Annotated in this window: 22 protein-coding genes; 16 read left to right on the top strand and 6 right to left on the bottom strand. The window is 53.6% G+C overall.

Annotated elements, in window-relative coordinates; genetic code table 11:
- Window positions 1-20: 20 nt before the first annotated feature.
- The 7 genes from miaA to ACWI0H_RS07990 all read left to right on the top strand — a co-directional run bounded on the left by miaA (window position 21) and on the right by ACWI0H_RS07990 (window position 7,723).
- Entirely contained in the window at window positions 21-959 is a 939-nt protein-coding gene (gene miaA / locus ACWI0H_RS07960) for a tRNA (adenosine(37)-N6)-dimethylallyltransferase MiaA (protein ID WP_339882843.1), read from the top strand.
- 166 nt (window positions 960-1,125) lie between these two features.
- Entirely contained in the window at window positions 1,126-1,374 is a 249-nt protein-coding gene (gene hfq, locus ACWI0H_RS07965) for an RNA chaperone Hfq (protein WP_007114649.1), read from the top strand.
- 37 nt (window positions 1,375-1,411) lie between these two features.
- On the top strand, window positions 1,412-2,722 hold the full coding sequence (gene hflX, locus ACWI0H_RS07970) for a ribosome rescue GTPase HflX (RefSeq protein WP_176304135.1): 1,311 nt from the start codon (window positions 1,412-1,414) through the stop codon (window positions 2,720-2,722).
- A gap of 147 nt (window positions 2,723-2,869) precedes the next feature.
- Window positions 2,870-4,141, top strand: a complete 1,272-nt coding sequence (hflK, locus tag ACWI0H_RS07975) for an FtsH protease activity modulator HflK (RefSeq protein ID WP_485875848.1) — start codon at window positions 2,870-2,872, stop codon at window positions 4,139-4,141.
- Window positions 4,142-5,032, top strand: a complete 891-nt coding sequence (hflC, locus tag ACWI0H_RS07980) for a protease modulator HflC (protein ID WP_008958621.1) — start codon at window positions 4,142-4,144, stop codon at window positions 5,030-5,032.
- A 199-nt stretch (window positions 5,033-5,231) separates the two neighbouring features.
- Window positions 5,232-6,428 (top strand): ATP phosphoribosyltransferase regulatory subunit, encoded by a 1,197-nt coding sequence (locus ACWI0H_RS07985; protein WP_485875849.1) that lies wholly within the window; start codon window positions 5,232-5,234, stop codon window positions 6,426-6,428.
- Complete coding sequence (locus ACWI0H_RS07990) at window positions 6,428-7,723, top strand: adenylosuccinate synthase (protein ID WP_485875850.1); 1,296 nt, start codon at window positions 6,428-6,430, stop codon at window positions 7,721-7,723. The genes ACWI0H_RS07985 and ACWI0H_RS07990 overlap by 1 nt, the downstream gene beginning before the upstream one ends.
- An 85-nt stretch (window positions 7,724-7,808) precedes the next feature.
- Here the strand turns inward: ACWI0H_RS07990 and cobO are convergent, their stop codons facing one another.
- Window positions 7,809-8,408 (bottom strand): cob(I)yrinic acid a,c-diamide adenosyltransferase, encoded by a 600-nt coding sequence (cobO, locus tag ACWI0H_RS07995; protein ID WP_472956189.1) that lies wholly within the window; start codon window positions 8,406-8,408, stop codon window positions 7,809-7,811.
- Window positions 8,409-8,662: 254 nt separating this feature from the next.
- Here cobO and ACWI0H_RS08000 point away from each other — a divergent pair, with 254 nt between their 5' ends.
- From ACWI0H_RS08000 to ACWI0H_RS08015, 4 genes are all read left to right on the top strand, one after another.
- Window positions 8,663-9,148: a YajQ family cyclic di-GMP-binding protein gene (locus ACWI0H_RS08000; RefSeq protein ID WP_007114656.1), complete on the top strand. Its 486-nt coding sequence runs from the start codon at window positions 8,663-8,665 to the stop codon at window positions 9,146-9,148.
- A 74-nt stretch (window positions 9,149-9,222) separates the two neighbouring features.
- Entirely contained in the window at window positions 9,223-11,853 is a 2,631-nt protein-coding gene (gene pepN / locus ACWI0H_RS08005; protein ID WP_485875851.1) for an aminopeptidase N, read from the top strand.
- A gap of 50 nt (window positions 11,854-11,903) precedes the next feature.
- Entirely contained in the window at window positions 11,904-12,863 is a 960-nt protein-coding gene (gene yegS, locus ACWI0H_RS08010) for a lipid kinase YegS (protein ID WP_485875852.1), read from the top strand.
- A 43-nt stretch (window positions 12,864-12,906) separates the two neighbouring features.
- Window positions 12,907-13,689, top strand: coding sequence for a hypothetical protein (locus tag ACWI0H_RS08015; protein WP_485875853.1), 783 nt, complete (start codon window positions 12,907-12,909; stop codon window positions 13,687-13,689).
- Between the two features lie 80 nt (window positions 13,690-13,769).
- Here ACWI0H_RS08015 and ACWI0H_RS08020 read toward each other — a convergent pair whose 3' ends face one another.
- Window positions 13,770-13,973, bottom strand: coding sequence for a cold-shock protein (locus ACWI0H_RS08020; RefSeq protein WP_007114660.1), 204 nt, complete (start codon window positions 13,971-13,973; stop codon window positions 13,770-13,772).
- 135 nt (window positions 13,974-14,108) lie between these two features.
- On the opposite strand from ACWI0H_RS08020, the gene ACWI0H_RS08025 reads away from it, so the two are divergent.
- Window positions 14,109-14,765: a LysE family translocator gene (locus ACWI0H_RS08025; protein ID WP_101146255.1), complete on the top strand. Its 657-nt coding sequence runs from the start codon at window positions 14,109-14,111 to the stop codon at window positions 14,763-14,765.
- Between the two features lie 30 nt (window positions 14,766-14,795).
- On the opposite strand, the gene ACWI0H_RS08030 is transcribed toward ACWI0H_RS08025, so the two are convergent.
- Window positions 14,796-16,745 (bottom strand): transglycosylase SLT domain-containing protein, encoded by a 1,950-nt coding sequence (locus ACWI0H_RS08030; protein ID WP_485875854.1) that lies wholly within the window; start codon window positions 16,743-16,745, stop codon window positions 14,796-14,798.
- A 137-nt stretch (window positions 16,746-16,882) separates the two neighbouring features.
- Between ACWI0H_RS08030 and ACWI0H_RS08035 the strand changes: the two genes are divergently transcribed.
- From ACWI0H_RS08035 to sixA, 4 genes are all read left to right on the top strand, one after another.
- Window positions 16,883-17,215, top strand: a complete 333-nt coding sequence (locus tag ACWI0H_RS08035; protein WP_008958631.1) for a YkvA family protein — start codon at window positions 16,883-16,885, stop codon at window positions 17,213-17,215.
- 133 nt (window positions 17,216-17,348) lie between these two features.
- Window positions 17,349-19,283, top strand: coding sequence for a molecular chaperone HtpG (gene htpG / locus ACWI0H_RS08040; protein ID WP_101146252.1), 1,935 nt, complete (start codon window positions 17,349-17,351; stop codon window positions 19,281-19,283).
- Window positions 19,284-19,449: 166 nt separating this feature from the next.
- Window positions 19,450-20,553: an NAD(P)H-dependent glycerol-3-phosphate dehydrogenase gene (locus ACWI0H_RS08045; protein WP_101146251.1), complete on the top strand. Its 1,104-nt coding sequence runs from the start codon at window positions 19,450-19,452 to the stop codon at window positions 20,551-20,553.
- A complete protein-coding gene (gene sixA, locus ACWI0H_RS08050) occupies window positions 20,546-21,025 on the top strand; it encodes a phosphohistidine phosphatase SixA (RefSeq protein WP_101146250.1) in 480 nt (159 codons plus the stop codon). The genes ACWI0H_RS08045 and sixA overlap by 8 nt, the downstream gene beginning before the upstream one ends.
- Window positions 21,026-21,195: 170 nt before the next feature.
- Here sixA and gatB read toward each other — a convergent pair whose 3' ends face one another.
- The 3 genes from gatB to gatC form a co-directional block, all read right to left on the bottom strand.
- The gene (gene gatB, locus ACWI0H_RS08055) at window positions 21,196-22,650 is read right to left on the bottom strand and encodes an Asp-tRNA(Asn)/Glu-tRNA(Gln) amidotransferase subunit GatB (RefSeq protein ID WP_101146249.1); all 1,455 of its coding nucleotides are present in this window, start codon (window positions 22,648-22,650) and stop codon (window positions 21,196-21,198) included.
- Entirely contained in the window at window positions 22,650-24,110 is a 1,461-nt protein-coding gene (gene gatA, locus ACWI0H_RS08060; RefSeq protein WP_485875855.1) for an Asp-tRNA(Asn)/Glu-tRNA(Gln) amidotransferase subunit GatA, read from the bottom strand. Before gatA ends, gatB begins: the two co-directional genes overlap by 1 nt.
- Before the next feature lie 71 nt (window positions 24,111-24,181).
- Window positions 24,182-24,469, bottom strand: a complete 288-nt coding sequence (gene gatC / locus ACWI0H_RS08065; protein WP_008958637.1) for an Asp-tRNA(Asn)/Glu-tRNA(Gln) amidotransferase subunit GatC — start codon at window positions 24,467-24,469, stop codon at window positions 24,182-24,184.
- Window positions 24,470-24,575: the final 106 nt, after the last annotated feature.

Genomic DNA, 24,575 nt, shown 5'->3' on the forward strand with positions numbered 1-24,575 from the left:
TATTGGAGCACTACCCGCGCATGGCTGATACGCGCCCTTGGGCAATTTTTTTGATGGGCCCGACAGCGGCCGGGAAAACCGATACCGCGATGGCGTTGCATGAGCGCTTAGGGCATGAGCTGATCAGCGTTGATTCAGCGATGGTGTATCGCGGTATGGATATTGGCAGCGCCAAACCTAGTACCGCTGAACTTGCCCGTGCACCCCATCACTTGATTGATATCCGCGACCCTGCTGAGCCTTATTCAGCGGCTGACTTCCGTGAAGATGCGATAAAACTGATGCGACAAATCAGCGCGGCAGGCCGGGTTCCTCTGTTGGTCGGCGGTACCATGCTTTATTACAAGCGGCTGATAGAAGGTGTGGCCAATTTACCTTCGGCTGACCCGGTCATTCGCCAACAGCTTGAAACGCAATGGCAATATGAGGGGCTGGAGTCGCTGCATAAACGATTGGCTGAAGTGGATGCAGTTTCCGCTCAACGTATCCATCCCAATGATCCTCAACGCTTAATACGTGCGCTTGAAGTGTATTATGCCAGCGGGCGGCCAATGAGTGAGTTATGGGCGGAGCAACAGCCTGAAACCTTTCCATGGCGCGTGTTGTCGATAGCCTTGGCACCTAGTGATCGTGGCCTTTTGCATCAGCGTATCGCTAAGCGCTTTGAACTAATGATGGATGAGGGCTTGATAAATGAAGTCACTGCCCTCAAAAAGCGTAATGACTTGCATTTAGGCCTACCGGCGATGAAGAGTGTTGGTTATCGTCAAGTGTGGGAGTACCTGGAAGGTGAATATGATTACGCCACGCTTGTTGAGCGGGGCATAATCGCGACTCGCCAGCTCGCAAAGCGTCAGCTAACGTGGTTAAGAAGCTGGCCGTCGCTTGAATGGGTAGATTCGCAGCGCCCTGACGCGCTTGATAAGGTATTGAAACTCGTGCGTGAAAGCGGTGCTTAGCGTAAGATAGTTCTTCAAGATAGTGATTTAGTAAGCGTATGTTTTCGAATGGCCACTTGGCTTTTCCGACAACATTAGGCCTTTCGGGCAAAAAGATTGCGGCGTAGCACTAGTAGGGCACGCCATTTGATAATTAACCCCCAACGACAGTTTTAGGGAGAGCAACATGTCCAAAGGGCAGTCCCTTCAAGACCCGTACTTGAACATTCTGCGCAAAGAGCGCATTCCGGTCTCCATCTTTTTGGTCAATGGCATTAAGCTTCAGGGCCAGATCGAATCGTTTGACCAGTTTGTTATCTTGTTGCGCAACACCGTCAGTCAGATGGTTTATAAACACGCTATTTCTACGGTTGTTCCGTCTCGTAACGTCCGCTTGCCTGCGCAAGACCCGGCAGAGCAAGACGCCGAGATTTAACACCGCTGGATAAGCAAGAGATTCCACGAGGTATTGATTGTTTTTCGAACGCCCAGACGCCGGTGAAACGGCAGTTCTTGTTCATGTCGATTTCTATGATGAGCAAAAACGTGAAGACCCGGGTGAGTTTCTAGAGCTCGTACGCTCTGCGGGTGCAGAGCCTGCGACTCTACTCACTGCCAGCCGCCACCGGCCTGACTCACGCACATTTATTGGGTCAGGAAAGCTGGAAGAGTTGCGGGCAATGCTCGCGGCTCACGCGGCAGAATTGGTGATCTTCAACCACAGCTTAAGTCCCTCTCAAGAGCGCAATGTTGAGCAAGAGCTCAAGTGCCGAGTGCTTGACCGTACCGGTCTTATTCTCGATATTTTTGCGCAGCGGGCAAGAACGCATGAAGGTAAGCTGCAAGTAGAGCTTGCACAGCTTGAATATATGTCGACTCGCCTAGTACGCGGGTGGACACACCTTGAGCGCCAAAAAGGCGGGATTGGCCTGCGCGGCCCAGGTGAAACTCAGCTTGAAACTGACCGACGCCTGCTGCGTGGACGGATTAAATCGATTCACAAGCGGCTTGATAAAGTGCGTAGCCAGCGCGATCAGAATCGTCGCGCCCGTGCTCGTGCTGAAATCCACAGTGTATCGCTGGTGGGCTATACCAACGCGGGTAAATCGACGTTGTTCAACGCGTTAACTAACTCTGATGTTTACGCCGCTGATCAGCTGTTTGCCACACTAGACCCAACGTTGCGTCGGCTTGAAATTGAAGACGTCGGACCTGTGGTAATGGCTGACACCGTCGGGTTTATCCGTCATTTACCGCACAAGCTGGTCGAGGCGTTTCAAGCGACGCTTCAAGAAGCTTCAGAAGCGTCGTTGCTGGTACACGTGATTGATGCAGCAGACCCTGACCGCGAGTTAAATGTGGAGCAGGTGGAGCTAGTGCTAAAAGAGATTGGTGCAGATGATGTGCCAGTGCTCAAAGTCATGAATAAAATCGATAAGCTCGACAGCGCGCCGCGTATTGAACGTGATGGTCATGGTGTGCCAGAGGTGGTTTGGCTCTCAGCGCAGCAGGGCCAGGGGCTTGAATTGCTTCATGAAGCACTGACCGAACGCTTAGCAAACGATGTGATTGGCTTCTCGCTGACACTTAACCCTGAGCAAGGTAAGCTGCGTGCTGGTCTTCACGAACTAAATGCAGTTCGTGAGGAAGCTTTTGATGAGCAGGGGCATTCGGTGCTAGATGTGCGTTTGCCGCGGCGCGATTTTAATCAGTTGATGGCTCAGTTAGGCGAGCGTGCCAATACTTATTTACCGGTAGCGTTACAAGAATCCGATGAGTGGTAGGCTACTCATTACGAATCTTAAAGCACTGCTTGTATTCTGCTTTGTATAAAAATGGTACAAGGTTTATAGAGCAATAATATCAAAACGCAATGCTATCGTTTAAAACGCTGGCATTTGCGTTAGCGAATACCTTAGTGGAGACGAAGTATGGCCTGGAATGAGCCTGGTGGTGGCAACCAGCACGACCCTTGGAGTAGTGGCGGCCGACGCGGTGGAAATGATAACGATGGAAACCGTGGTAGTAATAATGGTGGCAACAACGGCAATAAAGGAGGCGGTAACCAAGGTCCTCCTGATCTGGATGAAGCGCTGAAAAAATTTCAGGATAAGCTCAACAGTATGCTGGGTGGCGGTAAAAAAGGCGGCAGCAAAAAAAGCGATGGCGGTGGCGGTAAAAGCCGTAACCCTTTCGCTTTGCCTGGCTTACTGATTATTGTTGCGCTGGCGATTTGGGCCGCGATGGGCTTTTACTTAGTCGATCAATCCGAGCGTGGTGTTGTGCTTCGTTTTGGCGAGTTCCAGGGCATTGTAGAACCCGGCCTGCAGTGGAATCCGCCGTTGATTGATGATGTGCGGATGGTGAATGTGACGCGCGTGCGGTCATTGACTCAAACGCAGTCCATGCTGACCCGCGACGAAAACATCGTTGAAGTGGAAATTTCAGCACAGTACCAAGTCGCTAATCCCCGTGATTTCGTTCTAAACGTACGTGATCCCGCTATCTCTATTGAGAATGCGTTGGACTCGGCGCTGCGTCACGTGGTTGGCGGTACTGATATGATCGATATCCTGACCTCGGGTCGTGAGATTCTGGGTAGCTCTGTTTCTAGTCGTCTCCAGTCCTATCTCGATAACTATGGTGCTGGTATTCGTTTACAAACCATCAACATTGAGTCGACGTCTGCGCCTGCGCCGGTAATTGATGCCTTTGATGACGTTATCCGTGCCCGTGAAGATCGCCAGCGTACGATCAACGAAGGTATGGCTTACGCCAATGCGATTATCCCGGCTGCCCAGGGTCAGGCCCAGCGTGTGGTTGAGCAGGGCCAGGGTTACCGTGAGTCGGTGGTTGCTGAAGCACAGGGTCAAGCCAACCGCTTTAACTCGCTACTCTCCGAGTACGGTAATGCGCCGGATATCATGCGCGAGCGTATGTATCTAGACACTATGGAAGATGTGTTTAGTAATTCGCCGAAAGTGCTGCTGGATGTGAGCGAAAACGCCCCCTTAATGTATCTCCCGCTGGATCAAATGCGCGGCGGTACTAGTGGCAATCGCAGCAATTCATCGTCTGGCAATAGCGAGAATAGCAGTGATGAGCAGTTGGACGCGGATGTGCTTGAGCGGCTACGCAGTACCCAGAGTAGCTCATCAACGAATACCAATAGTAGTAACTCCATCCGCAGGGAGGGCCGGTAAATGATTAATAATCGATCCCTGCTGATTGTTGGTGGTCTGGCTGCCGTGGCGTGGCTGGCGAGCAACACTCTGTACGTGGTAGACGAAACTGAACGTGCCGTTAAGCTGCGTTTTGGTGAAGTCATCGAAGAGAATATTCAGCCTGGTTTGCACGCAAAAGTGCCGATCGCGCAAACGATTCGTAAGTTTGATACGCGTTTGCTGACGCTGGATACCGATACTAGCCGTTATCTGACGCTTGAGCAGAAAGCGGTAATCGTTGACTCCTACGTTAAGTGGCAAGTTATTAACCCAACGCGCTACTACGAGGCGACCGCTGGCGATGAGTTGATGGCTATTCGCCTGATTCAACCGCGCGTGGATGAAAGCCTGCGTAATGAATTTGGTCGTTTGAATCTTCAGGAAATCATCGCTGAACGACGTGATGACCTGATGACCGGCCCCACCGCCGAGCTCGATGAGCTAATGCGTGAAGAGCTAGGTGTGGCTATCCGCGATATTCGTATTAAGCGGATCGACCTGCCTGAAGACGTCTCGGCAGCTGTTTTTGACCGTATGCGCTCCGAGCGTGAGCGTGAAGCTCGCGAGTGGCGTGCTCAAGGTCAGGAAGAGGCTGAGCGTATTCGGGCCAACGCAGATCGTCGCCGCCAGGTGTTGCTTGCTCAAGCCAATGAGCGCTCCGAAACACTGCGTGGTGAAGGTGATGCCCAGGCTGCTGCGATCTTCTCTGAGGCGTATGGCCAGAATCAGGAGTTCTTCTCCTTCTGGCGCAGCCTAGAAGCTTATCGCGAAAGCTTTGCTGACGATGGCAATCTGATGGTGCTGGAGCCGAATAGCGATTTCTTCCGCTATTTGCGTAACCCAGAGCCGGAAGGTAGCGACAGCGAGTAAGTCGCTTTTGGCCGGTGCACCTCGTCTCGTCATTCCTAGGGCTTGGCGGGGTTTATCCGGCCAATAAACGTGATAGAATTTATCAACCGGGCGTCGCCCGGTTTTTTTGTGGCCCTCATTTAACGCTGGCGTCGGCAATCATATTGCTTCGTTACTGCTTGAGTTTGTTGGGCCTTCATCGTCTTGCAGGATTGTTCACATGACCATCGCTGACCGCTGGCTACTGCCCGACGGCATGGATGAGGTGCTTCCGCCTCAGGCAAGCCGCATGGAAGAGCTGCGCCGCGCGCTGCTCGATCTTTACCATTGCTGGGGCTATGACCAAGTAATGCCGCCGCCGGTGGAGTTTCTGGACTCCTTGTTAACAGGTACCGGGAGAGATCTCGATCTGCAGACCTTTAAGCTGACCGACCAGCTCACTGGCCGCATGATGGGGGCCTCCGCTGATGTAACGCCGCAAGTGGCGCGTATGGATGCGCATTCGCTAAAGCGGCAGGGGTCAGTGCGCCTTTGTTATTGCACCAACGTATTGCGTGCAAAGGCGGATCAGCACCAAGGCGGGCGTAGCCCCGTGCAGGTAGGCGCTGAACTGTTTGGCCATGCCGGGCTTGAGGCTGACAGTGAAATTATTCACTTGGCGCTGGCCAGTATGAAAGCGGCTGGCGCTCAGGAGATCCACCTGGCGCTTGGGCACATCGGTATTTACCGCAGCCTAGTTGAAGCAGCAGCGCTCAGTGATGAGCAGGAAAGCGCGCTATTTGAAGCGCTGGCGCTAAAATCACCTACGCAATTAGCACAGCTTGTAGACGCTAGTGTTAGTGACCCGGCATTAGCGGATATGCTGTTGGCGCTTGGTGAGCTGCATGGCGGAGCGGATATTTTAAGCCAGGCGCGCGAGCGTTTTGCGGGCGCTCCTGCCTCAGTCACGGCGGCATTGGATCAGTTGGATGCGCTCTATCAAGGCGTATTGGCGCGCTTTGATGTGTCGCTCTACTTTGACTTGGCTGAGTTGCGTGGCTATCAATACCATACCGGTATGATGTTTGCCGCCTACGTGCCGGGCTATGGGCATGCGCTTGCTAAAGGCGGGCGTTATGACGATACAGGGCGTGCCTTTGGTCGTGCTCGCCCCGCTACCGGTTTCTCGATGGATCTTAAACAACTGGCGTCGTTGGCGCTGGCTGCCCCGAGTCGGGGTAGTATTTGGGCACCCGCCCAGCAAGATGAGTCGCTCAACGCTGCCATTGTTGCACTGCGTGAGCAAGGGGAACGCGTGATTCAAGCGCTGCCTGGGCAGCGTACTGGGCCGGCGGAGCATGAATGTGACCGCCGTCTTGAGCTTATCAATGGTCGTTGGCAGCCAACGGCCCTGACACAAGAGACGAGTGCATCATAATGGGTAAGAATGTCGTAGTGCTGGGCACCCAATGGGGTGACGAGGGCAAAGGTAAGATTGTTGACCTGTTGACTGAATCAGCATCCGCCGTGGTGCGTTTCCAAGGTGGTCACAATGCTGGCCATACGCTGGTCATTGACGGTGAAAAAACGGTTCTTCACCTGATACCTTCAGGCGTTTTGCGTCCAGGCACCACCTGTGTGATTGGTAATGGCGTGGTGCTTTCACCTGAAGCGCTGATCAAAGAAATCCGTGAGCTGGAAGCCAAAGGCGTACCGGTTCGTGAGCGCCTGCGCCTTTCACCTGCTTGCCCGCTGATCCTGCCTTACCATGTGCGCCTGGATCAGGCCCGTGAAAAGGCCCGGGGCATCGCTAAAATTGGCACCACCGGCCGTGGCATTGGTCCCGCCTACGAAGATAAAGTGGCCCGCCGTGGCTTGCGCTTAGGGGATATGCTTCATCGCGAGCGCTTTGCTTCCAAGCTGGGCGAAGTGCTCGACTACCATAACTTCGTGTTGGTGAATTACCATGGCGAACCGGCGGTCGACTTCCAGGAAGTGCTGGATACTGCAATGCAGATGGCTGAAGAGCTGCGCCCAATGGTCTGCGACACTGTCAGCATGGTGCACGACCTCCGTAAAGCTGGTGAGAACATCCTGTTTGAAGGTGCTCAAGGCTCGCTGCTGGATATCGACCACGGTACCTACCCGTACGTAACCAGCTCAAACACCACTGCAGGCGGCACCGCCACTGGCTCTGGCGTCGGCCCGCTCTATTTGGATTACGTGCTGGGCATTACTAAGGCATATACCACTCGCGTTGGCTCAGGCCCATTCCCCACTGAGCTATTTGACGTTGATGGCCGCCACCTTGCCGAGCGTGGTCATGAGTTTGGTGCCACGACTGGCCGTGCACGCCGCTGCGGTTGGTTTGACGCCGTGGCCCTGCGTCACGCGGTGCAGATCAACTCGGTCTCTGGCATCTGCCTGACCAAGCTGGATGTACTGGATGGGTTGGAAAATATCCGCGTCTGCGTTGGCTATCGCAGTAAAGATGGCGACGTATTGGACAACCCTGTGGATTCGGAAGGCTATGAAGCTGTCGAACCGCTTTATCAGGATTTACCAGGCTGGAAAGAGTCCACGTTGGGTGCTAAACGGGTCGAAGATTTGCCTGCCAATGCCCGCGCCTACATTAGCTTCCTTGAAGAGCAGGTGGGTACGAGTATTGATATCATTTCTACTGGTCCAGACCGTATGGAAACCATCGTGCTGCGTAACCCATTCGATAGTTAATAACGGTTCAAGCTGGCTATTGATGAGCAGATGAGCAAAAGGGGCAACTGAGTTGCCCCTTTTCTGTATGTATAAGCTTATATATTTAAAAGTCGATGCCACGGCGCGCTTGTAAGCCGTTATTGAAGGCATGACGAACTTCCTGCATTTCGGTCACCGTATCGGCCATGGCGACTAGCTCGCGATGGGCATTTCTTCCCGTAATAATCACCGTCTGTTCCATCGGGCGTTTCTCCAGCGCTTGTTTAACGGTTTCAATGTCCAAGTAACCAAACTTGAGCATATAGGTAATTTCATCAAGCACCACCAGATAGATCTCTGGGTCCGCTAGCATACGCTCGGCGTCTTTCCATACTGCGTGGCACGCCTCTGTATCCGCTTGGCGATTCTGGGTGTCCCAGGTAAAGCCGGTGGCCATTATCGCCACCTCAAGATTGGTGTCTTCCTCTAGACGGTTACGTTCGCCGCACTCCCAGAGACCTTTAATAAACTGCACCACGCCAACTTTATAGCCATAACCCAAGGCACGGGTGACCGTCCCCCAGGCTGCGGTGGTTTTGCCTTTGCCGTTACCGGTATTAACAATGATTAGGCCGCGCTGTTCGTCGGCACTGGCGACTTTCTCATCTACGCGTGCTTTCAACTTCTGCATGGAGGCTTTATGGCGGGTCTCGCGGTCACTCATGATGTCTCCTGGGTAACGTTTTTTAAGATGGCAAGAAGCTTGTCGCGCTAGCCTAAGTCATCTAACAGGGGTTGAACATCTTTTTGAAGAGCTTGATGGATAACCTTTGTATAGATTTAGGTGGGTAATAATCAGGTTTTGGTTCAATAAAACATGCTTCAAAACCGAAAAGGACAAGAGATAAACAACAGAATTGGCCCCTAGGGGGCTGGCTGCTCTAGAATAGGTGGTCATGTCTTGTCAGGAATTACATCATGCCTTCATTTGATATTGTCTCAGAGTTCGATAAGCACGAAGGTGCTAACGCCGTTGATCAAGCCAACCGCGAAGTGCAGTCGCGTTTTGATTTTAAAGGCGTCGACGCCAGCTTCACTTTGGAAGGCGATAAAGTGCAGCTAGAGGCGGAAGTTGATTTCCAGCTTAAGCAAATGCTTGATGTGCTGCGAGCCCGTCTTATCGCCCGTGGCATTGATGCCCGCTGTATGGACGTTCAAGACCCGGTGCTCTCCGGTGTAAAAGCCCGCCAGGAAGTTGCTTTAAAGGAAGGGCTTGATGCGGCGGAAGCCAAAGATGTGGTTAAGCGCATCAAAGCCAGCAAGCTCAAAGTACAGGCACAAATTCAGGGTGAGAAGGTGCGGGTAACGGGTAAAAAGCGCGACGATTTACAAGCTGTTATGGCGTTGCTGCGGGGCGAAGAGGGGCCAGATTTGCCGCTCCAGTTTGATAACTTCCGCGATTAGAAGGGCACCGCCACTCGCCGCCGTCACCCGGTATTAACTATATAAATATTCGTTTTATACAGGAGTCACGCATTATGTCTGATCCGCAGCCGGTTTATTTAAGCGACTACCAGCCACCCGCTTACCGGGTAACTCATACCGAGCTGACGTTTGATCTTGACCCCGCCGCGACCCGTGTGAAAGCGCGACTGTTGATAGAGCGACATGCGAAGGCTGACGCGAATGCGCCGCTGGTGTTAAACGGCGAACATTTAAAGCTCATCTCCCTGTCGATCGATGCAACGCCGCTGAATGAATCCGCGTATCAAGTAGATGCAGAGACCCTAAGTATTGCCAATGTTCCAGAGCGGTTTGTGTTGGAGAGTGAGGTAGAGATCGCACCGCAAGAGAACACGGCGTTAGAAGGGCTTTATCAGTCCAACGGCATGTACTGTACTCAGTGCGAAGCCGAGGGTTTTCGACGTATTACCTTTTACCCCGACCGCCCAGATGTCATGGCGACCTTCAAGGTCACGGTGATCGGCGATCAGCAGCGTGAACCAGTATTACTGGCTAACGGTAACCCGTTAGAGCGCGGCGAGCTGGAAGGTGGTCGTCATTTCGTCACCTGGGAAGATCCGCATCCCAAGCCCTGTTACCTATTCGCTCTAGTGGCAGGCAACCTGCATCGCGTAGAAGACCACTTCACCACCATGAGCGGTCGCGAGGTCACGCTGCAAATTTGGGTGGAGCAAGAGAACCTGGATAAGACCGAACATGCTATGGCCTCGTTGAAACGCGCCATGGTGTGGGATGAGCAGGCGTATGGTCGTGAGTACGACCTGGATCTATTTATGATCGTGGCCGTCAATGATTTCAATATGGGGGCGATGGAGAATAAAGGCCTTAATATCTTTAACTCCGCCGCGGTGCTCACGCATCCCCATACCGCTACCGATGCCGCCTTTCAGAATGTTGAAGGCATCGTCGCCCACGAATACTTTCATAATTGGTCGGGCAATCGTGTCACCTGTCGCGACTGGTTCCAGCTTTCGCTGAAAGAGGGCTTTACAGTCTTCCGTGATCAGTGCTTCTCGGCGGATACCAATTCAGCACCGGTTAAGCGCATCCAGGATGTCTCCTTTTTCCGCACGGCACAGTTTGCCGAAGATGCTGGTCCTACGGCGCATCCGATTCGCCCTGACCACTTTATTGAAATTACCAACTTCTACACCCTGACGATTTATGAGAAGGGAGCAGAAGTCGTACGCATGCTGCGTAATTTAGTGGGGGAAGAGAATTTCCGTCGCGGCTCAGATCTTTACTTTGAGCGATTCGATGGCCAAGCGGTGACGATTGAAGACTTTGTAGGCTGCATGGCGGAAACCTCCGGCGAGGATTTAAGCCAGTTTATGCGTTGGTACTCCCAGGCAGGTACGCCGGATATTGATGCTCACGGCGAGTATGACTATGTGCATGGTGAATATCATTTAACGTTGCGTCAGCGCACGCCCGCGACACCAGGCCAGCCCGATAAACTGCCGCTGCATATTCCCGTACGTATGGGGTTAGTCGGTACAAAATCAGGTCAAGACTTAACGTTAACCCTCAATGGCGAAAAAATAGGCAAAGATGCCGTTATTCACCTACGTGATGATGAGCAGACATTTGTCTTTACTGATGTCGCTGAAGCGCCGGTGCCGTCTTTACTACGTGAATTTTCAGCGCCCGTTAAGTTGCACTTCCCCTATTCACGAGAAGATCTTGCCTTTTTGTTGACCCATGACAGCGATGGCTTTAATCGTTGGGACGCTGGCCAGCGCTTGGCGCTCTTGGCGTTGGATGACTTAATTGCTGCTCACCGCAACAGTGTCGAGAAGGTGATGGACAGCCGTGTGGTTGATGCCTTTAAAACACTTCTGAACGGCCCAATGAGCGATAAGGCGGTATTAGCTGAAATGCTGACGCTACCTTCAGAAGCGTACATTGCCGAGCAGCAGCCCATCGTAGATGTTGATGCCATTCATGCGGCACGTGAGTTCGTGCGACAGTCGTTAGCCGTTGCTCTGCGCGATGAATTTATTGCCATCTACGAAGCCAATGTGACGGAAGAGACTTACGCGCCAACGCCAGAGCAAATTGCCCAGCGAAGCCTTAAAAACGTGGCGCTCTCCTATCTCATGTCGATCGAGGATGAGCAGGGCTTAGCGCTGTGCGAAAAGCAATTTGCCGCCGACCACAATATGACCGATGTGCGTCAGGCTCTCACGTTACTGGTGCACAGCGATCGCGATGATTTGGCCTCGCCAGCATTGAAATCATTTGGCGAAAAATGGGCGCATGACCCCTTAGTGATGGATCAGTGGTTCACCATTCAGGTTTCACGCCCGCAGGAAGATGTGCTTGAGCGCGTGAAGTACCTGATGCAACACCCCGCTTTTTCACTTAAGAATCCCAACAAAGTGCGTGCCCTCATTGGGGCGTTTGCCCAGAACCGAGTCAATTTCCACCGCTTAGATGGTCAGGGCTACCAGCTGTTGGCCGATGTGGTGATTGAACTCAACCGGCTTAATCCAGAAATTGCCGCGCGGCTTATCACGCCGCTAACGCGCTGGCAGCGTTTTGATGAAACCCGCCAAGTATTAATGCGGTCTCAGCTAGAACGTATTAGGCAACAGCCGCTGTCTTCAAATGTGTATGAGGTGGTCGAGAAAGCATTGGCATAGGTACAGGCATGGTGGGCAAAAGCAGTTAACCAAGGAAAGGAACAACAACGGTGACAGATTCGCAGCAACACTATTTACTTATTATTAATGGTAAATCTGCCGGTAACCCGGCATTGCGTGAGGCAGTCAATGAACAACGCCAAGCAGGGATGCAAATTACTGTTCGAGCTACCTGGGAAGGGGGCGACGCTGCTGATATTGCTGAGCTATCTGACACCATGGGTATTACGCATGTGATTGCCTGCGGTGGCGATGGCACGGTTAGCGAAGTCATGAACGGGTTGATGCGTTTGCCCCATGACCGTCGGCCGGCATTAGGTATCGTGCCATTGGGCAGTGCTAATGATTTTGCCACCTCAGTTGGTTTGCCATTAGAGCCAGGCCCTGCTTTAGCCGCCGCAAGAGCGCTAAGTGCTTACCCCATTGACGTTGTACGTGTGACAGCTGGTGCGGGTGGTGAGTCCGCAACCAGCTACTATATCAATATGACGACCGGGGGATTTGGCGCTGAAATTACCTCATCAACGCCGAAAACCCTAAAGAGGCTATTGGGAGGCGGCGCGTATTCATTGATGGGCGCGCTCAAAGCATGGCGACACCGCAGCTATCGCGGCACGCTACATTGGGATGAAAAAGAGGAGAGTGCATCGCTACTGTTGCTAGCACTAGGCAATGGCCGCCAATCAGGCGGAGGGCAGGTACTGGGGCCACGGGCCAAGCTTGATGATGGTCGTCTGGATGTGCTTCTGGTCAAGGACTTTAGTTCGGTGACAGAGCTGAGCAAGTTGATTAGCGAGCTGCAAAGCTTTCCCTCTGAGGGGCGATTTGTGCGCTATTTCACCACGACTCAACTAACGCTGACGACACAGGCGGGTGATCCGCCCTGGCCATTAACGCTGGATGGTGAGGCGCGCTGTTATGACCATTTCTGTGCCGAAGTAGTACCTCTAGCGTTGCGTGTGTTGTTACCAGAAGAGTGCTCCTTGCTCTCTTCCAGCAACCAGCCTTAACTGATTTGACTCAGTTTTAAACGTTATAAAGGAGAAGTATCTAATGGCAAATCGCGTGTGGATACCTGTAGTTGCCGCAATGGCTCTACTGCTGAGTGCCTGCGGTGACTCCCAGGAAGATCCCACCGTAACACCAGATGATAATGCTGATGTGACGGATGATGAGACAGTGCGCGAAGAGGAGTCCCCAGCAGCGGCTGAAAATGCGGCCGAAATGTCTAGCCCCGAAGAAGTAGAGGATGATATTGAGGCACAGCAAGCCGCTGAAGAACTTGAGCAAGCGGAAGCTCTGGACAGCCAAAATGGTGATAGTTCTGCTGATGCTGCGACGGTAGAGGCCGAAGAAGATACGCTTGCCGCCGACCCTGACGATGTGCTTGATGAGGAAAGCGCAATGCCGGGGGAAGCAACCCGTTCGGATGTCGATGAGATGATTGCCGAAACTGAACGCCGCTTTGAAGAAGCGGAAAAGCGCCTTGAAGAGCAGTTTCAAGAGGTAGAGCAGCAGGCGCCCACGTTAGAGCCGATGGAAAATGAAGATTTCTCGTCTAGCTGGGACGAAGACAGCAGCTTGCCAGAGCGGACGCCGTTGGAAGATAACCGTGAAGCTACCGACGTTGAGGCTTTGATCGAGGATACAGAGCGTCGCTTTGAAGAAGCGCAGCAGCGTCTTGAAGAGCAGTTTCAGGAATTGGAGAGTCGAGAGGCCGAGACTGGCCCAGCGATCGAGTCAGACGCGAGTGATAGTGATATAGGCGCTAGTGAGATGGATGAGCTTGATACCAGTGCAGATAGCCAAGCAGCTAACCGTAATCGTGAGGAATAAACAGTTGTGGCTAAGCTGAGCCTTAAAAATCAGCCATAAAAAAGGCCCGCGTTAGCGGGCCTTTGTCCATCCAGTAGCAATTAAGCTGGGCGGATGTTGGAAGCCTGAAGGCCTTTTTTACCCTGAGTCACTTCAAAGCTGACTTTTTGACCGTCTTGCAGGGTCTTGAAGCCTTCAGCTTGAATTTCGGAGAAGTGGGCGAACAGATCGTCTCCGCCGTCATCAGGAGAGATGAAGCCGAAGCCTTTAGTATCGTTGAACCACTTAACTGTGCCAGTTGCCATTTTCTATTTCCTTAACATGCTTAATATTCAAACGGGCAACTCAATTGTCCACCCGCTACAATTACTCTAGATGCAAACGCGGCTGTCGTCCAGCCACATACCTAAGATTTTTTATTTCTTTGCGAGCAAGCACAAATGATGCAGTTGGGTTTTGTTGATGCGCAGTTTATTTCCTTCCTGGTGGCTATCACGCTGCTTACGATTAGCCCTGGCGTTGACACGCTGCTAGTCATCCGTAACACGGCTCGTGGAGGCATTCGCGATGGTGTGACTACCAGTGTAGCTATCTGCTGTGGACTGTTTATCCATGCCACTATCTCTGCGTTAGGCATCTCGCTTATTCTGCTGCAATCGGCCTGGGCATTTCATATGTTGAAGCTGGTAGGGGCGGGATACTTGATTTGGCTGGGGATCACCAGTTTATTGGCAGCGCGGCGAGGGCAGCCGCTGCCCGTTAATGGCGTACTAAAAGATACGCCTGCTGTTTCTCGCTGGCAGCCAGTCAAAGAGGGCTTTTTGTCCAATGTGTTGAACCCCAAAACGGTGGTCTTCTACATGGCGTTTTTGCCTCAGTTTATCGCCCCCGGCGATCCTGCTTTGCTGAAATCCCTTTGGCTGGCTGGCGTGCATTTCATTATCGCCAATATTTGGCAGATCAGCGTGGTAATGATGGTGGGGAGTGCCGGTAAGTGGCTCGCCAACGCGCGTTTTGCGCAAACCTTGAACGCCGCTACGGGAACCGTGTTGGTTATCTTTGGTATCCGGCTTGCACTCACTCAGCGCCCGGTTTAGACCGGGCACCAAGGCTAGTGGGTAGCTAGCCTAACGACGGGCGAGCAACGCCCGGTCGTAGCGTACCTGCTGTTCGTTATCGCTCAGCAGCGAAACGCCTTCGCTGTTGCCACCGTTAGCAAGGCTTTCAAAAATCACACGATAGCTCAGGACGGCCTGTACGTAGTCGCGGGTTTCGCGGAAGGGGATGCTTTCCACAAATAGGTCAAACGCCTCCACGCCATCACCTAGCCATTGATCAACGCGACCAGGGCCAGCGTTATAAGCCGCAGCGGCTGCTAAGCGATTGCCCTGGTAGCGTTGCAGCTTGTCACGCAAGTAGGTGCTTCCCAAACGGATATTTAGCTCTGGGTCCAGCACGCCGTAGGGGCCTGGATCGTTAATGCCCAGCTCGCGGCTGACTTGGCTAGCAGTGCCTGGCATTAGTTGCATTAAGCCTCGCGCGCCTGCAGGCGAAAGGGCGTTTGGATTATAAGCACTTTCGCGGCGGGTAATGGCCATCAGTAGGTAGGGGTCAACGCCGGTGAGCCGGCCCCAGTGCTGAAAGCTATCGTGGTAGGCCTGGGGAAAACGCCAATCCAAGGCGTCCCACATCTCGGCTGCAATGGTGGTTTGCACCAAGCGAGCATGCCACTGCTGCTGGGCAGCATAATCGGCTAATGCGCGTGCCTGCTGTGGAGAGCCAGTTTGTACTGCATGCAGCCACTCGCTATTGGCAAGCCCATCTTCACCAATACGAAGCAATGCCTCTGTACGCTGCACGGCAGGCAGTTGCGCTATACGCTGCCGCGACGCTTCGTCAAAATGATTACGTTCCATATTCAACTGGTAGGGCTGACCGAGTTTTTCGGCGGCGGCAAAGCCGTAAAAACTGCGATCTGTCGCCGCCTGCTGGTAACGTTCCTCAGCGGCTGTATGGTTGCCAAGTTGCGCGTTGGCACGGCCCAGCCAGTACTGCCAGCGACTATTTTCCTGTTGGTCTACCGGCATTTCGGTAACCCAGTGAAGCACGCCGTTCCAGTCACGGTTAGCCAATGCATGGCGAACACGCAGTTCTAAGACACGCTCGCTCTCAAGGGTTGGTAGTACGCTGTCGACCCAGCTAAGTGTACCCGGCACATCGCGGACCAAAGCGTAAAAAGCCAGCTCTTCCTCAATGGCTGCACGGTCGCTGGGCAGCAGGTTTAGGCGTGGTGATAGCGCTTGCCAAGCAGCAAACGCTGCGGGGGTATCTTCTCGTGTAAATCGCTGCATGGCCGCCTGATAAAAGCTAGCGGTAGCCGCACACTCCGGGCCTAGGCACGAAGGCGCCTGAGTGATTGCGTGACTGCTGGTGGTGACACTGTCGATGGTGTCCAGCGCGGTTTGCCACTGGCCATTTAATAGCCCGCCCAGATAATTTGAAAGGCGCGTTTCTCCGGCTTGCCAAGCCAACATTTTGCGTTCCCAGATGGCCGCGGCATCAATAGTGCCGTTAGCGCGCAGGCGGTTAAACAACGGATCGCAAGCCTCAGGCTGTGAACTGCCCGTACGCCAGAGTTTAAGGCCTGCTTCGCTGGCCTGCTGGGGCTGAGTAGCCAGTAGCGCCGTGTAGTAATAGCATTGCCGCGCTGTACCTGCTGGCTCGCCATCAGCGACCGCTAGTAAGTCGTTGTAGCGTCCTGCATGGCCATACTTAGCAATCGCTTGGCCGCGCATCCAGACCGCTAGTGGTGAATCAGCATACTGGTTGATAAAACCTTGCACGCTGTCTGGCGATAGATGGGGCAGTTGCCCCCTCAGCCGGTGATATTCCACATAGCCCTTTAAGGGATGGCTTTCTATTGAGCGGGTATCAACCTGCTCCCACTGCTGCTCTCTTGCGGCAGCGAGTGCATCGCGTAACTCACTGTCTGAGGCGGCCCACGAAAACGCGGGTAGCCCCACCAGCAGGGTTGTACATAGTGCGCGAGCGGTATGGCGAAATGGCGAAGCCAACATGGTGCTCTCTCTCTATCAATTTAACTCTGTTTAAGCTCGGTGGAGGTAGTCCACAGGTATTATCGAGCAACCGCTATACTGAACGAATGTAAATAACCATGATCTGACTGCCCAGATACTAGGAGGATTTAATTACGATGGCCCCATTATCCACTTGGTGGTTCCTGCGTCGACTCAAATCCCGCGTTTGGGCGGCAAAACGTATTGTGCGTGCGCTAAAACTGTTTGTACCAATGTCACGTGACGTGATCCGTGGTGATTTTCGCCCCATCCCCTGGTCGGCATTTGGCATGATGGCCTTAGCCTTGGGTTATTTGGTACTGCCGTTTGATTTGATACCCGATTTTCTCATGCTCATCGGTGTGGTGGACGATGTGCTGATTGTCGGCTGGTTGCTCAACCGGATCGACCAGCGCTTAGAAGGTTATCGTGCTTGGAAATACGGTGACCCCGACCTAACGCCTACTTAACCTCTGTTGTTTCTTAGCCCCAGCTGCTTGAAAAAGTGCTGTTTATCCCCATATTTGATCCACGAAACCTTTTTATGCCTCTGCTGAATAGCGCAGGGGCAATTGACCAACGTGATCCAGAAGGGATAAGCGCATGACTACTGCTACCCACGAACAAGCGACTGATAAATCGGCTAACCACGAAGAAACGCTAGGCTTTCAGACGGAAGTTAAGCAACTGCTGAATTTGATGATCCACTCTCTGTACTCTAACCGAGAGATTTTCTTACGCGAGCTTATCTCAAATGGCGCCGACGCCTGCGATAAGCTTCGCTACGCGGCCCTTGATAACGATGCGCTCTATGAAGGCGACAGTGAGTTGCGTATCGAAATCGAGCATGACCACGAAGCCAACACTATCACCCTGCGTGATAACGGTGTAGGCATGAATCGCGAAGATGTGATTGCTAACTTAGGCACCATCGCGCGTTCAGGTACCGCTGAATTTCTCAAGCAACTTTCCGGTGAGCAGCAGAAAGACGCCAAGTTGATTGGTCAGTTCGGCGTTGGTTTCTACTCTGGCTTTATTGTTGCTGATGAAATCGCAGTGCGTACCCGTAAAGCAGGTACCGATGCCAGCGCAGGTGTCGAGTGGCGTTCCAAAGGGGAAGGCGAGTTTACCGTTGCTGATATCGAGCGAGCCCAGCACGGGACCGAAATTACCCTGCACCTGAAAGAGGATGCCAAAGAGTTCGCCGATGATTACCGGCTACAAAGTCTGGTACGTAAATATTCGGATCATATCGAAGTGCCCGTGCGTATGCCGAAGACTGAAACGGCGAAGGACGACGAAGGCAACAGCATTGAGGGTAGTGAAGTAACGACCTGGGAAACCATTAATGAGGCCACGGCGTTATGGTCGCGTCCCAAGAGCGAGGTTTCCGACGATGAGTACAAGGCGTTCTACAAGCACGTTGCCCACGATTTTTCCGACCCGCTGACCTGGAGTCACAATAAGGTCGAAGGCAAGCTTGAATATACCAGCCTGCTGTATGTGCCAGGGCGTGCACCGTTTGATATGTTCGATCGTGATGGGGCGCGAGGAGTGAAGCTCTATGTTCAGCGTGTCTTCATCATGGACGATGCTGAACAGTTCCTGCCGCTCTATCTGCGCTTTATTAAAGGTGTGCTGGATACCCGCGAGCTGTCGCTCAACGTTTCTCGTGAATTGCTCCAGCAAGACCCCAATGTCGATAAAATCAAGTCGGCGCTCACCAAGCGCGGCTTGGATATGCTCAAGAAGCTTGCTAAGGACAAAGAGCAGTACCAAACCTTCTGGAATACCTTTGGTAGCGTATTGAAAGAAGGGCCGGGGGAAGATCCGTCTAACCGCGAAAAAATCGCTGGTTTGTTGCGCTTTGCTTCAACCCACACCGATACGGCTACCCAGGAACATGCGTTGGCTGACTATGTCGAGCGCATGAAAGAAGGCCAGAAGAAGATTTACTACGTCGTGGCTGATAGCTTTAATGCAGCGAAAAATAGCCCGCATCTGGAAATCTTCCGTAAAAAAGGCATCGAAGTACTGCTGTTGTCGGATCGTATTGATGATTGGTTGATGAGCCATCTGACTGAGTTCGATGGCAACACCTTTGCCGATGTCGCTAAGGGCGAGCTTGATCTTGGTGATGTAGAAGATGAAGCAGAGAAGAAAGCCCAGGAAGAGACCGCTAAAGCGAAAGAGGATCTGGTTAAGCGCGTCAAAGAAGCGCTAGGCGACGGCGTGCAGGAAGTGAAAATCACGCATCGCCTGACCGACTCGCCCGCCTGTGTAGTGTTACCCGAGCATGAGATGGGCTATCAGATGCGCCGCATTATGGAAGCGGCAGGGCAGCCGCTGCCCGAGGTGAAGCCGATTCTTGAACTGAACCCCAGTCATGCGCTAGTGGCCCGCTTGGAAGGGGCTGAAGGTGATTTGTTCACGCAGCTTTCCTACATCCTGCTGGATCAAGCCATCATTGCTGAAGGCGGTCATTTGGATGATCCTGCCGCCTACGTGAAACGCCTTAACAGTGTGCTGACCGCCTAGAAGGTTCTTACACCAAGGCGCTATGGCTTAGGCGTTAGTAACTAACGCTCATATTTATCAGCGCCCAAAACGGCCCGTTTGGTTACCCAAGCGGGCCGTCTGTTTTAGTAGGCTAGTTTTGATAAAGTGGGCGTGTACGTTCTGCGAGACTTATTAGGACACCATCATGGCTGAGCAGCAAATTAAGGTCGCCGTACTCGGAGGCGGTAGTTTCGGTACGGCATTAGCAAGTATTGCCGCCGATAATGGCGCCCACGTCCGTCAGTGGATGCGTGACGAAACGCTGGTCGCGCAAATAAATAACGAACACCGTAACGGGCGCTATCTGCCGCATTACGCAATGAATCCAGCCGTAGAAGCCTCAACCGATATGCAGGCTGTATTAGCTGATGCCTCCCTGGTACTGATTGCGATTCCCTCAAAGGCCTTTCGCAGCGTGGTGCAAGCAGCAAAAGCGTGGCTGAGGCCTGAGCAAATTCTGGTAAGTACCACCAAAGGGATTGAGCAGGACGGCTTCTTGCTCATGAGCCAGGTGCTTGAACAGGAGACAGGCTTTAGCCACATTGGTGTGATTGCAGGGCCTAACTTGGCATCTGAAATTGCCGATAAACAGTTAACCGCTACGGTCATTGCTAGCGCTGACCCGTTAACCCGCACGCGGGTTCAGCAAGCGCTGGGCTGCCGTTATTTCCGCGTTTACGCCAGCGATGATCGCCACGGTGTTGAGTTAGGTGGCGCACTAAAAAATATTTACGCCATTGCGGCGGGCATGGCGGCGGCGCTGGGTATGGGTGAAAACACCCGCAGTATGTTGATGACCCGCGCGCTGGCTGAAATGAGCCGCTTTGCGGTTGCCCAGGGCGCTAACCCGATGACTTTTTTAGGCTTGGCAGGCGTAGGAGACTTGATCGTTACCTGCTCGTCTAATTTATCGCGTAACTACCGGGTTGGCTATGCCATGGGAGAGGGGCGGACGCTTGAAGAAGCCGTTGATGCACTTGGCCAAGTGGCGGAAGGCGTTAATACAGTGAAGCTGGTATGCGCCAAAGCGAGCGAGATGGGTGTTTATATGCCGTTGGCGGAAGGGCTTCATCACGTACTGTTTGACGGCGTGCCTGCTCAAGAGATGGCGCGCACCCTGATGATGGGCGAGCAGAGTAGTGATGTAGAGTTTATTCTGCCCCGTGAGGCCGTTCAGCAGGCTCATCGCGACCAAGCCCATCATGACCAGGCTCCTCCCTCTCAAAAAAACGGAGGCTCGAATGCCTGATATGTTGATCATGCGCCATGGCGAGGCTGGGCCAGGGTATCCCGATCATGCGCGCCGCTTAACATCGCGCGGTGAGCGTGAGGTCGAAAAAATGGCGCGCTGGCTGGCCGAGCGTGTGGCTGCTGGTGAATTGCCAATGCCAACGCTTTATGCCAGCCCCTACGCACGAGCGCAGCAAACCGCGCAAGCGCTGTGCGACGCGCTGGGTACTCCCCTTGAGACGCTAGATTTTATTACCCCAGAGGACTCACCCAGCGCTGTGAGCGACTGGCTGCTTGAACAGCCTGAGGGCACGCCGATTATGCTGGTGAGTCATATGCCGCTGGTGGGCGATTTGGCGGGGCTGTTGGTCGAGGGGAGTCCAGCCCAAGGCATTGGTTTTCCTACCGCCGCCATCGCTGAGTTTGAAGCCGAGGTCTGGGCGGCAGGCTGCGCGCAGCTGAAGCGTTTTACCCAGCCCAGCCAGCTTTGATGGCCATAAAGACCAAAAAGCGGCTGCCGGGGCAGCCGCTAGTTGTTCGAAAATTTCAGTTCCGGATCAACTCGTAGCGGGGGTCTTTCGCCAAGGATGGCGAAAGTAGCGCCCAGGGAGGGGTTTACAGCGCCCCCGCCAAGAGTTGTTCGGATTGTCCAAAACTGCCGTTACAACAGCGCGTCGAGCTTCTCTTTTAGCAAGCCATTCACCTGCTGCGGGTTGGCGGTGCCACGCGATGCTTTCATTACCTGACCGACAAAGTAGCCGATCATCTTGCCGCGTTTTTCCGGCTCCGAATCACGATACTGGGCAACCTGGGCGGGACTGTCGGCGATCACTTGATCAATCATCGCTTCAATCGCGCCGGTATCCGTTACTTGTTTGAGCCCTTTGGCATCAATAATATCGTCGGCGGATTCGCCCTGGCCATTCCACAGCGCCTGAAAAACCTCTTTTGCCGCTTTACCGTTGATGGTGTTGTCCAGCACGCGACTGATCAGCTGGCCTAGCTGGCGCGCCGAAATCGGGCTGTTGGCAATGCTTAGGTTTTCGCGATTAAGGGCGCCGGAAAGCTCACCCTGTACCCAGTTAGCCGACTGCTTAGCGTCGCCGCACTCGTTATGCACGGCCTCAAAGAACTCGGCCATATCGCGGCTGGCTGAAATGACATTGGCGTCATAGGCAGATAGCCCCAGCTCGTTTTGGAACCGTTCGCGCTTATCGGCAGGCAGTTCAGGTAACTGGCTGCGTAAGTGATCCAAGTAGGCTTGATCAAGAACTACTGGCAGCAGGTCGGGGCAGGGGAAGTAGCGATAGTCGTTGGCTTCTTCCTTGGTACGCATGCTGCGGGTTTCATCGCGATCCGGGTCGAATAGGCGCGTTTCTTGAACCACGCTGCCGCCATCTTCGATCAACTCAATTTGACGCTCAACTTCAAATGCAATCGCACGTTCGACGAAGCGGAAAGAGTTAACGTTTTTAATCTCTGCGCGCGTACCAAAGGCCTCCTGACCCGTGGGACGCACTGAAACGTTAACGTCGCAGCGCATGGAGCCTTCCGCCATGTTGCCGTCAGAAATGCCCAGGTAGGTGACGATCGAGTGAATCGCCTTGAGATACGCCGCGGCCTCTTTCGCGCTACGCATATCGGGCTCTGAAACGATTTCCAGCAGCGGTGTGCCCGCCCGGTTCAGGTCAATCCCGGTCATGCCATGAAAATCTTCATGCAGCGACTTGCCAGCATCCTCTTCAAGGTGAGCATGGTGAATGCGGATACACTTGGTGCTGCCATCTTCCAGGGTAATCTCAATGTCGCCAGGCCCCACGATGGGGTGATACATCTGACTAGTCTGATAGCCCTTGGGCAGGTCGGGGTAAAAGTAATTCTTACGGTCAAACACCGACACTTCAGCGATATCCGCATGCACCGCCAAGCCGAACTGAACGGCCATCGCCACCGCCTGTTCATTAAGCACCGGCAATGTGCCGGGCAGGCCTAAATCGACCGCGCACGCTTGGGTGTTGGGCTCAGCGCCAAACGCCGTTGAGGCACCGGAGAAAATTTTTGAACGCGTTGCGAGCTGAACGTGGACTTCAAGCCCAATCACGGTTTCCCATTGCATTAGGCGTACTCCTCGGCAAAGGCAGGACGTTGTAGGTGCCAATCGGTCGCTTGTTGAAACTGGTGAGCGACATTTAGCAACTGCGCTTCGGCGAAGTGGGTGCCGAGAATTTGCAGGCCCATCGGCCGACCATTGGAAAAGCCAGCCGGTACGCTGATGCCGGGGATGCCCGCCAGGTTAACCGCGATGGTGTAGATGTCCTGTAAGTACATTGATACGGGATCTTTTTTAGCGCCTAGGTCGAAAGCAGGCGTGGGGGAGGCCGGTCCCATCAGCACATCCACATCTTCAAAGGCGTCTAGGAAGTCTTGGCGGATCAGGCGACGTACTTTTTGAGCCTTGGTGTAGTAGGCGTCAAAGAAACCTTCCGACAGCGTATGAGTGCCGATCAGGATGCGCCGCTTGACCTCTTCACCGAAGCCCTCAGCCCGTGAGCGGGTATACAGATCAATCAAATCGCTGGGATTGTCGCAGCGATGACCAAAGCGCACGCCGTCGTAGCGCGACAGGTTCGAAGAGGCTTCGGCGGGGGCGATAACATAGTAAGCCGGAATCGCATAGTGGGTGTGCGGTAGGCTGACTTCGCGCACGGTCGCGCCCAGAGATTCGTACACTTTCACTGCTTCGCGTACGGCCTTTTCAACATCGGGATCTAAGCCATCGCCAAAATACTCTTTAGGCAGGCCAATCTTTAAGCCTGAGAGCGGAGCATTAAGGCTTTCCACATAGTCCGGCACGCCGCGGGTGACGCTGGTGGAGTCGCGTCCATCGTGACCGGCAATAACGCCCAACAGGTGTGCGCAATCTTCGGCGCTACGTGCCATGGGGCCTGCCTGATCAAGACTTGAAGCGTAGGCAATAATGCCAAAGCGAGATACACGGCCATAAGTGGGCTTCAAGCCAGTGATGCCGCAAAACGCCGCCGGTTGGCGGATGGAGCCGCCGGTATCGGTGCCCATGGCGGCAGGTATCAAGCCAGCCGCGACCGCTGCCGCGCTGCCGCCAGAGCTGCCGCCCGGTACCGCGGTCAAATCCCAAGGGTTTTTAACCGGACCGTAGTAGCTGTTTTCGTTGGACGAGCCCATGGCGAACTCATCCATATTGGTTTTGCCCAGACTAATCGTGCCCGCCGCGTTCAGCTTTTCAACGACGGTGGCATTGTAGGGGGCGATAAAATTATCCAGCATTTTTGAGCCGCAACTGGTTTTTACATCGCGAGTACAAAAAATATCTTTAAGCGCCAGAGGAATGCCTGCCAGCGGCCCTGCAGTGCCCGCCGCCCGGGCGTTATCTGCTATTTCAGCGTGCTTCAGCGCTTGCTCAGCGGTCACGCTGATAAAACTGTTCAGTTTGCCGTCAGCTTTTTCAATGCGCTGCAAATAGTGAGCGGTCAGCTCTCGGCTTGAGAACTCGCCGCTTTTTAAGGCAGCAGCGAGTTGCGTTAATGTTTTCTCATACATGACCCGGAAGCTCCGTTCAGGGGCGAAAAAAAGAGGCGGTGTGGGTGGCTCGGGTTAGCTCGGCAACGTTATTATTCAACGACGCGAGGCACCAGATACAAGCCGTTTTCCACTGCCGGAGCACAGCGCTGAAAGGTATCACGCTGGTTAGATTCGGTGACTTCATCGGCGCGCAGTCGCTGAGTCGCATCTAACGGATGAGCGAGCGGCTTAACACCTTCAGTATCAAGGCTTTGTAGCTGATCGACCATGTCCAGAATCCGGCTTAGGTCTTCTACAAAGCCGCTGGCTTGGTCATCGCTGACGGCGAGTCGGGCCAAGTGAGCGGCCCGGCGCACATGAGATTCTTCAAGCGCCATGATCGATATTCCTCGTAAACGTAATTGAACAATATCCGCTTTAAGCGGTATACATACCGATATCAAAAAAACGTCTTGTGTAGCAGACGTGGAAAATAGCCGCAAA

It is taken from the genome of Halomonas sp. NYA30, assembly GCF_976980765.1.